At 67.3% G+C, this 13,218-nt stretch carries 11 protein-coding genes; 4 read left to right on the forward strand and 7 right to left on the reverse strand.

All coding sequences use genetic code 11. From position 1 onward, the window contains the following. Positions 1–21: 21 nt before the first annotated feature. From V5F48_RS08505 to urtA, 6 genes are all read right to left on the reverse strand, one after another. A complete protein-coding gene (locus V5F48_RS08505; RefSeq protein ID WP_394258485.1) occupies positions 22–936 on the reverse strand; it encodes an urease accessory protein UreD in 915 nt (304 codons plus the stop codon). After that, positions 905–1,600 (reverse strand): urea ABC transporter ATP-binding subunit UrtE, encoded by a 696-nt coding sequence (gene urtE, locus V5F48_RS08510; protein ID WP_394258353.1) that lies wholly within the window; start codon positions 1,598–1,600, stop codon positions 905–907. The genes V5F48_RS08505 and urtE overlap by 32 nt, the downstream gene beginning before the upstream one ends. Before the next feature lie 178 nt (positions 1,601–1,778). Then, a complete protein-coding gene (gene urtD / locus V5F48_RS08515) occupies positions 1,779–2,525 on the reverse strand; it encodes an urea ABC transporter ATP-binding protein UrtD (protein ID WP_394258486.1) in 747 nt (248 codons plus the stop codon). Positions 2,526–2,644: 119 nt separating this feature from the next. Continuing rightward, positions 2,645–3,772 carry an urea ABC transporter permease subunit UrtC gene (gene urtC / locus V5F48_RS08520; protein WP_394109467.1) on the reverse strand — a complete coding sequence of 376 codons (1,128 nt, stop codon included), beginning with the start codon at positions 3,770–3,772 and terminating at the stop codon, positions 2,645–2,647. A gap of 211 nt (positions 3,773–3,983) precedes the next feature. Continuing rightward, positions 3,984–5,651, reverse strand: a complete 1,668-nt coding sequence (urtB, locus tag V5F48_RS08525; RefSeq protein ID WP_394258487.1) for an urea ABC transporter permease subunit UrtB — start codon at positions 5,649–5,651, stop codon at positions 3,984–3,986. Positions 5,652–5,876: 225 nt separating this feature from the next. Beyond that, positions 5,877–7,109 carry an urea ABC transporter substrate-binding protein gene (gene urtA, locus V5F48_RS08530; RefSeq protein ID WP_394109471.1) on the reverse strand — a complete coding sequence of 411 codons (1,233 nt, stop codon included), beginning with the start codon at positions 7,107–7,109 and terminating at the stop codon, positions 5,877–5,879. An 807-nt stretch (positions 7,110–7,916) separates the two neighbouring features. Here urtA and V5F48_RS08535 point away from each other — a divergent pair. Then, on the forward strand, positions 7,917–8,528 hold the full coding sequence (locus V5F48_RS08535; RefSeq protein ID WP_394109465.1) for a carbonic anhydrase: 612 nt from the start codon (positions 7,917–7,919) through the stop codon (positions 8,526–8,528). A gap of 150 nt (positions 8,529–8,678) precedes the next feature. After that, on the forward strand, positions 8,679–10,043 hold the full coding sequence (gene mgtE, locus V5F48_RS08540; RefSeq protein WP_394258354.1) for a magnesium transporter: 1,365 nt from the start codon (positions 8,679–8,681) through the stop codon (positions 10,041–10,043). Between the two features lie 9 nt (positions 10,044–10,052). Here the strand turns inward: mgtE and V5F48_RS08545 are convergent, their stop codons facing one another. Continuing rightward, positions 10,053–10,313: a hypothetical protein gene (locus V5F48_RS08545; protein ID WP_394109463.1), complete on the reverse strand. Its 261-nt coding sequence runs from the start codon at positions 10,311–10,313 to the stop codon at positions 10,053–10,055. Between the two features lie 309 nt (positions 10,314–10,622). Between V5F48_RS08545 and V5F48_RS08550 the strand changes: the two genes are divergently transcribed. Then, the gene (locus V5F48_RS08550; RefSeq protein ID WP_394258355.1) at positions 10,623–12,017 is read left to right on the forward strand and encodes an HdeD family acid-resistance protein; all 1,395 of its coding nucleotides are present in this window, start codon (positions 10,623–10,625) and stop codon (positions 12,015–12,017) included. 34 nt (positions 12,018–12,051) lie between these two features. After that, positions 12,052–13,218, forward strand: coding sequence for an MFS transporter (locus tag V5F48_RS08555; protein WP_394258488.1), 1,167 nt, complete (start codon positions 12,052–12,054; stop codon positions 13,216–13,218).

Below are 13,218 nucleotides of genomic sequence, written 5' to 3' on the forward strand. Positions count from 1 at the left end.
GCAATCTCCTTGAAGCGAACGTCAGGTGGCCCACACGCGTGGCAATGGTCTGCCTCGAAAGGCCATGAGAAACGAGGTCGCATCCCGACGCAACGTTTCGATGTCGGGGGCGAGCAGGCGCACGCATAGAAGCCCGTTCCATGCGCTCGCGCCGGCTTCGCAGCGGGCGCCTTCGAGCAGCGCGCGGGCCTCCTCCAGCCGGCCTTCGGCGTCGGGGGCCACGTAGAGCAGCGTCGCCAGCGCCCGGTTGCCGCCGGCCACCGCCGGCCGGGCGAGCAGCGCACCCACCGGGCCGGCAAGGCGCAGGGCATCGGCGAAGACGAGGGCGCCGTCGCGCCGCACCCGCCAATGATCCTCCAGATGCCCCTCCCCCATCACGTCGCCATGGGCGAGGCGGCCGAGCATCAGCGCCTCGAAGGAGAGGAAAGAGGCGGCGGCGGACAGGTCGATCTCATAGCGGCGCTTGAGGCGGGCGCGGTCGAACAGGATGGTCTCCTGCGGCAGCCAATCCAGCCGCGCCCCGGCTTCCGCGACAAGCCGCACATGGATATCCGCGCACGGCCCATCCGAGCGATAGACCTTCTCGGCGGCGGGGGTCGCCACAGTGAGATGCGCGCCCGGCCCCGCCGTGGCCGCGATGGAAAAGACATCGCCGCAGGCGACGCCGCCGGCGGTGTTGACGATCACCGCCTCCAGCCCCGGCCCGCCCCGTGGCAGGCGCGCGCGCAGGGCGCCTCCTTCGGCAAGGTCGGTCAGGCGCGTCACGCCCCCGAATGCGGACACGGCGATGCGTACCCGCCCCTCTGAGCGCTGGCGCAGAGCCCGTTCCCGTGAGGATGCGACTGAGGATGCGACCTGGGTGCCTTGCAAGCCGGCGCGCTCCGCAGCGGCGCCAACCTCGCGATCAGATCGCCATGAGGCGGCGGACGTCGTCACCATCGAGCCCGCTCCTGTCGCCGCGCGCCACCACCTCGCCGCGATCCATCAGGATGAAGCTGTCGGCGAGGTCGCGGGCGAACTCGAAATATTGTTCCACCAGTACGATGGCCATGTCGCCCTTGTCACGCAGGTAGGCGATGGCGCGGCCGATATCCTTGATGATGGAGGGCTGGATGCCCTCGGTGGGCTCGTCCAGCACCAGCAGGCGCGGACGCGTCACCAGCGCGCGGCCGATGGCAAGCTGCTGCTGCTGCCCCCCGGAAAGGTCGCCGCCGCGCCGGCGCAGCATGGTGTTCAGCACCGGGAACAGCTCGAACACCTCGTCCGGCACATATTTATCCTTGCCCTTGAGGCGGGCAAAGCCCGTCTCCAGATTTTCCTTCACGGAGAGCAGCGGGAACACCTCGCGCCCCTGCGGCACGAAGCCGATGCCGAGCCCGGCGCGATCGGGCGTCGGCATCCGCGAAATCTCCTTGCCGTCCAGCATGATGGAGCCGCCAGCGATGGGCCGTTGGCCGACGATGGCGCGCAACAGCGAGGTCTTGCCCACGCCGTTGCGGCCGAGCACGCAGGTGACCTTGCCCGCATGGGCCTCCACCGACACCTTCTTCAGGGTGTGGGCGGCGCCGTAATAGAGGTCGAGGTTCTCAACCTTCAGCATGGGGATGCTCCGAGCGCGAGCCGGTGGCGCTCCCCTCTCCCCTTGCGGGAGAGGGGTTGGGGGTGAGGGGGCTGGGCAGGTTCCATTCACTCGGCAGACGGGTGCCAACAGCGGCAAACCCCTCACCCCATCCCTCTCCCGCAAGGGGAGAGGGGGCTTCAGAGCGATAAGCCATCCCTCACCTCCCCAGATACACTTCGATAACCCGTTCGTCGGCGCTCACCTGGTCGAGCGGGCCTTCGGCGAGCACCGAGCCCTCGTGCAGCACGGTGACCTTCACGTCGAGGTCGCGCACGAACTGCATGTCGTGCTCCACCACCACCACCGATCGCGTCTTGGCGATCTCGCGCAACAGCACCGCGGTGTCCGCCGTCTCCTGGTCGGTCATGCCGGCGGCGGGCTCGTCCACCAGCAGCAGGCGCGGTTCCTGCGCCAGCAGCATGCCGATCTCCAGCCACTGCTTCTGGCCGTGGGAAAGGTCGCCGGCGCGGCGGAAGCGGCTATCCTTCAAGCGCACCCGCTCCAGCAATTCGTCGATGCGCTCGCGCTCGTGGGGCGTGCGGCGCCAGTAGATGTTGGAGAAGGGCCGCCGGTCCTCCTTCAGGGCGAGGAGGATGTTGTCCTCCACCGAATGCATGTCGAACACGGTGGGCGTCTGGAACTTGCGGCCGATGCCGAGCTGGGCGATGGCGGCTTCATCCAGGCTGGTGAGGTCGTGGGTGCCGGCGAAATAGGCGACGCCCTGGTTGGGGCGGGTCTTGCCGGTGATCACATCCATCATGGTGGTCTTGCCGGCGCCGTTGGGGCCGATGATGGCCCGCATCTCCGCTTCCTCGATGACGAGGGAAAGGGCGTTCAGCGCGCGGAAGCCGTCGAAGGAGACGGTGATGTTGTCGAGATAGAGCAGCGCCGGCGTCATGGACATCCGGTTGGCGCCGGGGCGGTCCTGCGCGATCTCGCGCATCTCCGCTTCCAGCGCCAGCGCGCCGTGGGACTTCACCACATAGGGGTCGGAGGACTGGGTCTGGAAGCTGCTCATGGCGCTCACTCCGCCGGCTCGGGGGTGGGCGTCGCGGCGGGCCGCCGCGCCTTCCAGCGTTCGGAAATGCTGGAGGCAAGGCCCAGCACGCCCCGGGGCAGGAACAGGGTGACCAGCACGAACAGCGCGCCGAGGGCGAACAGCCAGGCTTCCGGCAGCACACCGGTGAACCAGGTCTTGCCCGCATTGACGATGACCGCGCCCAGCGCCGCCCCCACCAGCGTGCCGCGACCACCCACCGCCACCCAGATCACCATCTCGATGGACTGGGCCGGGGCGAATTCGGACGGGTTGATGATGCCCACCTGCGGCACGTAGAGCGCGCCGGCGACCCCCGCCAGCATGGCGGAGAGCACCCAGGCCACCAGCTTGTAGTTCTGCACCCGGTAGCCGAGGAAGCGGGTGCGGCTCTCCGCATCGCGCACGGCGACCAGCACCTTGCCGTACTTGGAGGTGACCAGCGCCCGGCAGATCAGATAGCCCAGGGCCAGCGCCACCGCCGACGCCACGAACAAGGTCAGCCGCGTGGACGGTGCCGAAATGGGAAAGCCCAGGATGTCCTTGAAATCGGTGAGGCCGTTGTTGCCGCCGAAACCCATGTCGTTGCGGAAGAAGGCGAGCATGAGGGCGAACGTCATGGCCTGGGTGATGATGGAGAGATACACGCCCGTGACCCGCGAGCGAAAAGCGAACCAGCCAAACACGAAGGCCAGCGCCCCCGGCACCAGCACCACCATCAGCATGGCGAAGGGGAACATGTCGAACCCGTGCCAGAACCACGGCAGTTCCTTGTAGTTCAGGAACACCATGAAATCGGGCAGCACCGGATCGCCATAGACGCCGCGCGGGCCGATCTGGCGCATGAGGTACATGCCCATGGCGTAGCCGCCCAGCGCGAAGAAGGCGCCGTGGCCCAGGGAGAGCACGCCGCAATAGCCCCACACCAGATCCACCGCCACGGCGAGCAGCGCATAGGTGAGGTATTTGCCCAGCAGCGGGATCATATAGTCCGGCACATGCAGCGGATGGCCGGGGGGCAGCAGCAGGTTGGAGGCCGGCACCAGCACCGCCACCGCCAGCATGACGAGAAGGAAGATGCCGCCGGTGCGGTCGATGATGCCGGAGCGGTTCATGCGCAATGGCTCCCTGCGATGACTTCGCACGCAGGGTGCGGTCGAGCGCGACGGCCTCCCTCTCCCCTTGCGGGAGAGGGTCGGGGTGAGGGGGTGAGATGCGCGTGACCTTGCGCAGCAGAGCGAGTGAGCAGCGCCCCCTCACCCACCGCGCTGCGCGCGGCACCCTCTCCCGCGAGGGGAGAGGGGAAACAAAGTGCGGCCGCGCCCCTCACGATTCCACCGCCCGGCCCTTGAGCGCGAACAGGCCGCGCGGGCGCTTCTGGATGAAGAGGATGATGAAGACGAGCAGGAGGATCTTGCCTAGCACGGCGCCGGCAAAGGGCTCCAGCAGCTTGTTGGCGATGCCGAGCGTGAAGGCGCCCACCAATGTGCCCCAGAGGTTCCCCACCCCGCCGAACACCACCACCATGAAGCTGTCGATGATGTAGCCCTGCCCGAGGTTTGGACTCACATTGTCGATCTGCGAGAGCGCCACCCCGGCGATGCCGGCTATGCCGGAGCCGAGGCCGAAGGTGAGTGCGTCGATGCGCCCGGTGCGGATGCCCATGGCCGCCGCCATGCGCCGGTTCTGCGTCACCGCCCGCACATAGAGGCCCAGCGGCGTGCGCTTCAGCACCAGAAGCAGCGCGAAGAACACCAGCAGGGCGAAGACGATGATCCACAGGCGGTTATAAGTGATGGACAATTGCCCCACCTGGAACGCTCCCGACATCCACGACGGCGCCCCCACCTCCTGGTTGGTGGGGCCGAACACGGAGCGCACCGCCTGCTGGAGGATGAGCGAGACGCCCCAGGTGGCAAGCAGCGTCTCCAGCGGCCGGCCGTAGAGGAAGCGGATCACCGTGCGCTCGATGAGGATGCCCACCAGCCCCGTGAACAGGAAGGCCAGCGGCAAAGCGATAGCGAGCGACCAGTCGAACAGGCCGGGCGCCGAATGGCGGATAAAGTCCTGCACCACGAAGGTGGTGTAGGCGCCGAGCATCACCATCTCGCCGTGGGCCATGTTGATGACCCCCATGACGCCGAAGGTGATGGCAAGCCCGATGGCCGCCAAAAGCAGCACGGAGCCCAGCGACAGGCCGTACCAGACATTCTGCGCCACGGCCCAGAACCTGAGGTTCTGTTCCACCTTGGCGATGCCGGCCTCGGCCGCCGCTTTCAGGCTGGCAGGGGCGTCCGCCGGCAGGCTGCGCAACAGGCTGATGGCCTCCTGGTCGCCGCGGGCGGTGATCTTCTGGATGGCGAGGAGCCGCACGGCTTCCGGCACCTCGGCCTTGCCGACGAGGATGGCGGCGCGGGCCTGCTCCAGCGTTTCCTTCACGCTTCCCACCGTCTCCTTGGCGATGGCGGCCTCCACCGTCGCCAGCGCCGCGGCATCGCGCGACTTGAACACGGCGGCTGCGGCCTCGGCGCGGCGGACCGGATCGGGATTGAGCAGCGACAGGGCGCCGGAGGCTGCGTCGATGGCGCGGCGCACCCGGTTGTTGGCGCGCACCACGGAGAGATTGGCCGGCGCATTGGCGACGATGGTGCCGGTGGCGGCGTCGGCCATGCCGGCAGGGGTGCGGATATAGACCGCCTTGGTGGCCGGATCGAACACCAGCCGGCCGGTGGCCAGCGCGTCCACCACGGCAGCGGCCTGGGCGCTGCCGGTGGCCGAAAGCTCGACCAGCGCGTCCGACGTATCCGAATAGCTGTCGTTCGCGAATTTCGCGACGATGGCCGAAAGATCACCCGAAACAGCCCCCTGGCCCTGGGCGCGCACCGCGCCGGCGGGGACCAGGACGGCCAGAAGAAGGACGGCCAGAAGAAGGGCGAGAAGGGGAAGCGCGAGGAGGCGCGCGAGGGCCGGCGGAACGGAAAGGCGCAGGCACATCATGAAGGTATCCGCTCCAGCGCAGCCGGCAGGGCCGGCAGCTCGCGACGGGAAGAGCGAGGCTCCCCCTCCCCGTTGCGGGGGAGAGGGAGGAGCGCCCCTTGCGGGACGGCAGAACGGCATTCGAGAGCGGCGTTCAAAGAGAGATGTTCGAGATCAAAGTTTTCAAAAAATCCACGCCCGCCGGGACGCGAAGCGCACGCGGATGCGCCCAGGCGGGTGCGATCATTTGGCCGCCGAGAGGCAGACGTTCTTGACGCTGTCGAAGTTGCCGCAGTTCAGCTTCACCCAGTCGGCCACCAGATTCTTGGAGCCTTCGAGGTAGCGCGACCAGGCTTCGCCGGGGATGAGGTCCTTGGTCTTCCACACCACGTCGAACTGGCCGTTGCCTTCGATCTCGCCGATGAAGACGGGCTTGGTGATGTGGTGGTTGGGGAGCATCTCGGAGACGCCACCGGTGAGGTTGGCCTGCTTGATGCCCGGCAACGCGGCGATGACCTTGTCCTGATCGGTCGTGCCGGCCTTCTCCACCGCCTTCACCCACATGTTGAAGCCGATGTAATGGGCCTCCATGGGGTCATTGGTGACGCGCTTCGGGTTCTTGGTGAAGGCGTGCCACTTGGCGATGAAGTCCTTGTTCTCCGGCGTATCGATGGACATGAAATAGTTCCACGCCGCGAGGTGGCCGGCGAGCGGCTTGGTGTCGATGCCGGCCAGTTCTTCCTCGCCCACCGAGAAGGCGACCACGGGAATATCCTTGGCGCTGATGCCCTGGTTGGACAGTTCCTTGTAGAACGGCACGTTGGCATCGCCATTGATGGTGGAGACCACCGCCGTCTTCTTGCCCGCCGAGCCGAATTTCTTGATGTCGGACACGATGGTCTGCCAATCCGAATGGCCGAACGGCGTGTAGTTGATCATGATGTCCTCGGCCTTCACGCCGCGGGACTTCAGATAGGCTTCGAGGATCTTGTTGGTGGTGCGGGGATAGACATAATCGGTGCCCGCCAGCACCCAGCGCTCCACCTTCTCGTCATTGGCGAGGTAATCCACCGCCGGAATGGCCTGCTGGTTCGGGGCGGCGCCGGTATAGAACACGTTGCGCTCGCTCTCCTCGCCCTCATACTGCACCGGGTAGAAGAGGATGTTGTTGAGTTCCTTGAACACCGGCAGCACCGACTTGCGGCTAACCGAGGTCCAGCAGCCGAACACGGCGGCCACCTTGTCCTTGGTGATCAGCTCGCGCGCCTTTTCAGCGAACAGCGGCCAGTTGGAAGCGGGGTCCACCACCACGGCCTCGAGCTTCTTGCCCAGAAGGCCGCCCTTCTTGTTCTGCTCTTCAATGAGCATGAGCATGGCGTCCTTCAGCGTCGTCTCGCTGATGGCCATCGTGCCCGACAAAGAATGCAGGATGCCGACCTTGATGGTCTCCTGCGCCTTGGCCACGCCCATTCCCATCGTGCCCACGATGGCGGCGGCGGCGGCGAGCGCCCCAAACCCCCTGGTCGCCTGTCCCAGCAAACCGAGCATGCGCTCTCTCCCCTGTTGCGACGGCCCACCGGGCCTGCCAAGGGAAATGGACAGCAAGGCGCGTGCCAAGGCTTACCACCGGCCCGGTACCGACGCGACGGGGGGCGTAACCGTGACCGAAGCGGGTGGAACGGGCGACGGCAAGGCTCATATGCCGAAAAAGCAGGCGGCCGCCGATTGGCATCATGCCGCTCGATTAAGCAATATGGCCATCGCACCGGAGCCGAGACCCTCCAGCCCCTTTTGCGAGCCCGAATGCCTCGGACTTCCCGGGAGTGGCGGCGCACACAACGCACTTGATCTGCCTATTTTTGATGCAGGCGCTCCGTGGGTCCACCAGCGATCCCCCCAGCGCCGCCGGCGCCGTCGTGGAGATTCCTGTCTTTCTTCTTCCAGTCGCAACTATGCAAGGCGTCACAGGAAGTTGAAAACATACAATATGACGATGACGGAGATCGGTATTCCCATGAGCCAAAGCAGAATTCCGCGCATGATCTTTCCCCACTGTTGGATTGACTTTGTGCAGACGTAACGTGGCGGCGGCCCATCGGGTTCCAACGGCCCCCTTGCGGCCGCAGTGTCCGATGGGTGCGATGTCCGATGGGTGTAGCGCGCGCCGCACCTGCCGCTGCGAACCGAGCCGAAACGATCTGCCGGCTTGACGATCTGCCGGCTTGACTTGGCCGTCGCGCTCGGACTTCCGTGCCTTGAGCGGACCAGACGGGAGAGCGGCGCGTGGATGACCTGATTTCGGGCTACAGACGATTCCGTGAAGTGGCATGGCCGGAGCGCAAGCAGCTCTTCGAGCAGCTCGCGGCGCGGGGCCAGAAGCCGGAGACCCTGGTCATCGCCTGCTCGGACAGCCGCGTCGATCCGCAGATGATCTTCGATGCCGGGCCGGGCCAGATGTTCGTGGTCCGCAACGTCGCCAATCTGGTGCCGCCCTTCCTGCCCGACGCCAATTATCACGGCACGTCGGCGGCCATCGAATTCGCGGTGCGCGTGCTCAAGGTGCAGGACGTGGTGGTGATGGGCCATGCCCAGTGCGGCGGCGTGCACGCCCTGCTGGAGGGCGCACCGCCCGGCGCCGAGGACTTCGTCGCCGGCTGGATGAAGATCGCCGAGCCCGCCCGCCTCATGGCCGAGGACGCCGGCCTTCCCGGGGATCAGCGGCAGCGCTTCTGCGAGCAATGCTGCGTCAAGCTCTCGCTCGCCAACCTTGCCGCCTTCCCGTGGGTCGCCGAGCGAATCAGCGCAGGTGAACTCAAGCTGCACGGCGCCTATTTCGGCGTCGCCACCGGCCGGCTGGAAATGCTTGACGACGACGGCACCTTCAAAGCCGTCTGACCCGCCCCCGGGCGGTTCTGGCGCACGCAGGACCGGCGCCCAAGAGCGGCGTCAGTGTGTCATTTCGTTGAAGGACAGGTTCGCTACGTGGGTCATGGACCCGGTCGAGGCGAGCGCCACCGGAACCGCAGCTGGGGCGGAGAAGCACGTATGAACATCGTCACCACCCAAGATCGGGACAAGGCCGCCATCGCCGCCCGCCTCGGTCACGAACATGTGGCCGATATCGTTGAATTCCTCAACGGCAAGACCGCCGAGGAGGCGACCGAGCTGGTCGCCCACATGCCCCTGCAATGGGCAGTGGAGGTGCTCGACCAGCCCCAGTTCCAGGACGCCTGCCCGGTCATCGAGGCCCTGCCCCAGGACAAGGCCGTCGCCCTGCTCGAAGGCATGTCGGCCGACCGCGCCTCCGACGTGCTGCGCTGGATCGAGGAGCCGGCCAAGAGCCGCCTGCGGGAAGCGCTGACGCCGGAAACGCGCCGCGGCATCGACCATCTGCTCACCTACCCCGACGGCTCCGCCGGCGCGCTCATGACCACCGAGTTCGTCAGCGTGCCCTCGAACTGGACCGTGGGGCAGACCCTCGCCCACGTCCGCGAGGTGGAGCACAGCCGCGAGACCGTCTACGCCATCTATGTCCTGACCCCGGACACCAAACGGCTTGTCAACACCGTCTCCCTGCGCCGCCTGATCTTCGGCGAGCCGGATGCCCCCATCGGGTCGGTGGCCAATCCCTACGCCCCCATCACCGTGCCCCCGACCATGACCCAGGAGGAGGTGGCGCGGACCATCTCCAAGTACGACTTCCTCGCCGTTCCGGTGGTGGACACCACCGGCCATGTGCTCGGCATCGTCACGGTGGACGACGTGATCGACGCCATGATCGAGGAGCAGACCGAGGACGTGCAGCGCATGGGCGGCATGGAGGCCATCGACAAGCCCTATCTGGACATCTCCTTTTTCGAGATGATCAAGAAGCGCGGCGGCTGGCTGTGCGTGCTGTTCCTCTCCGAGATGCTCACCACCAGCGCCATGCAGGTCTATGCGGACGAACTGGAGAAGGCCATCGTGCTGGCCCTGTTCATCCCGCTGGTGATGAGCTCGGGCGGCAATTCGGGCTCCCAGGCCACCTCGCTCATCATCCGCGCGCTGGCCCTGCACGAGGTCCGGCTGAGGGATTGGTGGCGCGTGGCGCTGCGCGAATTCCCGACGGGCATCACGCTCGGCGCCATCCTCGGCGTCATCGGCATCGTGCGCATCGTGGTGTGGCAGAAGGCCGGCATCTTCGATTATGGCGAGCACTGGAAGCTGCTGGCCATCACCATCGGCTCAGCCCTCATCGGCATCGTCACGTTCGGCTCCATGGCCGGTTCGCTGCTGCCGTTCGCATTGAAACGGCTGGGTTTCGATCCGGCCTCGGCCTCGGCGCCGTTCATCGCCACCCTGGTGGATGTGACCGGCATCGTCATCTACTTCTCGGTAGCCTGGCTGTTCCTGCACGGCACCATCCTGTAGCGGCGAAGCTCAGCTGCGGCGCAGGAACCGCATGAGCGCCCCGTAGCCGTCTTCCCCGGCCGCTTCCTCGTCCTGCGCGGCGGGCGCCTCGTCCGCGTCCGCCGCCGCATCCGCAAGGTCCGACACCGTCACCTCAAACCCGCGCGAGGCGAGGAAGCCCACCGCATCCTCCGCGCTGGAAAAGCCGCCCACCGCATCGGCGAGAACCGCACTCAGGCCGGTATTGCCCGATGCATCGGCCTTCAGGCGCTCCATTTCGGCGCTGGTCATGGCGAAGCTCCGTATCTGTTGGATCGTCAAGGCCAACCGCAAAGGGGCCCTCGCTGTTCCGGATGCCGAACTTTGGCCCCCTCGCCTGCCGGCGCGGTCGCCGCACCCTCCGGGCCCGTCTCAACCTCTTGCCCAGCCGCCTGCCTCAGCCTCTTGCATCTGCGGGGGCGACGGCCCCATGGTGCCGACCTGACTTTGGGTACGCTCCGTCTGGGCGGAAGCGGAACCGCTTTTGTTCAAACGGAGAATCACCCTCCCCGAAGCTGAATCAAGCTGAGGGGACCTTCTCAAGCGTAAAGCCGTCCCCTCATGGTCCAGCTTGCTTTCATCCTGGTGGGGGCCCGTGCCCTGCGCGACCGCTGGTGGGTGCTTCTGGTGCTGGCCCTCGCCTTCATGGGCGTCGCCTGCCTGATCCTGTTGGATGCCATGGACGGCACCATGTCCGTGGCGACGCAGGTGTTCGGCGGCGTGTTCGTGCTGGAAGGGCTGCTGAGCCTGCTCGCGGTCTTCGCCCTGCGCGGGGTGCAGAGCCGGGCGCTGGTGCTCTCCCGCGCCTTCGCCCTCGTCTTCGTGGGTGTCTTCATCCTGGATTATCCGGCGCGCAACGGCATGGCGCTGTCGCTGCTGTTCGGCGCCGCCTTCCTCATGGACGGCGTGGCCCGCATCGCCACCGCTCTGGTGGTGCGCTTCCGCCTGTGGCGGGCGACGGTGGCGGTGGGCGTCGTGGAGATCGTGCTGGCGGCGATCATCGCCAGCCACTGGCCGTTTTCCCACGAGATCAAGGTTCCGCTGTGCATCGCCCTGTTGCTGCTCATGTCCGGCTGGATCCTGATGCGCGCGAGCCTGATGCTGCGTGCCCATCTCGCCGAGGTGGCGATCCTGGCCCTGCCGCTCTTCGGCGGGCGCAACTGGTATGACAACGCGCCGGTGATCGTCGACGAGAGCGGCCCGCTGCCGCCCTCCGACGGCCCCATGACGGTGCATGTGTGGACCCCGGTGGGCTCGGCGGATGTGCCCACGCACCGCCCCTTCATCGACCGCTACATCGCCGCCGTGGACCGCACCGGCGCCATCTCCACCGGCCATTCGGCGCTGGAACTGCGGCCGGATCTCTATATCAGCCACTATCCGGCGGAGGAGATCGAGCACCCGCCGGAAGAATTCGCCCGCATCCTGCGCGCCACCGCCGAGAACAACGTGAAGGGTCGCTTCCAGCCGTCCTACGCCTACGAATCGGCAAACTGGTGCGAGGCGGACGCGCGGGTGGAATTCACCCGCTTCGACGCCCGGCGCCTGCGCGCCTTCTGGGCCGGCTACCGGCAGGACGACACCTATAACCTCACCAACCGCAACTGCTCCGTGGTGGTGGCGGCGGCGCTCGATTCGGCGCTCGAAGGCGTGCTCGCCTCGCGCATGCCCTGGCTCAGGGTCGCCACGCTTTTGGCCAATCCGGACGTGTGGGCGGGCGCCTATATCCGCTCGCGGGCCGAAGCCATGAGCTGGACGCCCGGCCTGGTGCTCGACTACGCCAACACCCTGAAACGCATCATCGAGCCTGCGCCACCGCCGTTCGCGGCGCGGCTGCGGGATTTCGTGAAGCGCTTGACCCGCCCCCATTCCGCCCTGGGCGGCACCGCCGCCATCCCACCCCGGGCGGCACCGCCGCCACCGCACGGGCAAGCGCGAGCAAACCATGAGCGATGAGGCCGCCCAAACCGCCCCCGTGGAGGCTGCCCCCATGGAGGCCACCCCGTCGGAAACCGGCCTCGTCGAAGGCCGGTCCAGCGTGCTCGCCCGCGCCGCGGTCATCGCCACCGCCATGGTGTTCGGCCTCACCTATTCGCTCACGGCGCCGCTCATCGCCTTCGACCTCGCCGCCCGCGGCCTCAGCGAGGGCGTCATCGGGGCCAATGCGGCCATGCACGCCGTGGGGGTGCTGATCACCGCCGTGGTGCTGCCGCGGCTGGTGGCGACGCTGGGGCCGCGCAAGCTCATCTTCCTTTCCATCGCCATTTCGGCGACGGCGCTCATGGCCTTTCCGCTGCTGCCCATGCTCGCCGCATGGTTCGTGCTGCGCCTGTTCCTCGGCATGGCGGCCGAGGCGCTGTTCGTGACCTCCGAAACCTGGATCAACGCCCTTTCCACCGAGGGCACGCGCGCCCGCTCCATGGCGGCCTATACGGCGGCGCTCTCGGTGGGGCTGGCGCTGGGTCCGATCATCCTGTCGCTGGTGGGCACCGTCGGTGCCCTGCCTTACGTGGTGGGGGCGGGCATCGCGCTGCTCGCCGCGCTGTTCGTGGCCTCGCCGCGCATCACCGCACCTCATTTCGACGAGCCGACGGTGGGTAATCCCGTGCGCTTCGTGCGCCTCGCCCCGCTGGCCCTGAGCGCGACCCTGCTCAACGCCGCCATCGAGACCGCCGGCCTCTCCTTCCTCGCGCTCTATGCCATCAGCCTCGGCTGGGCCGAGGAGCACGCCACGCGGCTGATGTCGGTGATGATGGTCGGCGCCATCGCACTCCAGCTGCCCATCGGCTGGCTGGGCGACAAGATGGACCGCCGCCACCTCGTCATTGCGCTGGCGACGCTTGCCGCCGTCGGGGCGGCGGTGTGGCCGCTCGCCCTTAGCAGCACGATCGCCACCTATGCGCTGCTGTTCGTGTGGGGCGGGGCGTTCGTGGGCATCTACACCATCATGATCACGCTGGTGGGCAGCCGGTTCAAGGGCGGCGACCTGGTGGGCATCTATGCGGTATCGGGCCTGTTCTGGGGGCTGGGCGCGCTGGTGGGGCCGCTCGGCGCCGGCTTTGCCATGCAGGCGCACCCGCACGGCCTCGCCGTCTTCGCCACTTTGGCCTGCGCCGGATTCGCGCTTGCCGCCTGGCGGCTCAAGGGCACGACCTGA

Source organism: Xanthobacter autotrophicus ATCC 700552 (genome assembly GCF_043194565.1).
Lineage (GTDB): Bacteria > Pseudomonadota > Alphaproteobacteria > Rhizobiales > Xanthobacteraceae > Xanthobacter > Xanthobacter autotrophicus_F.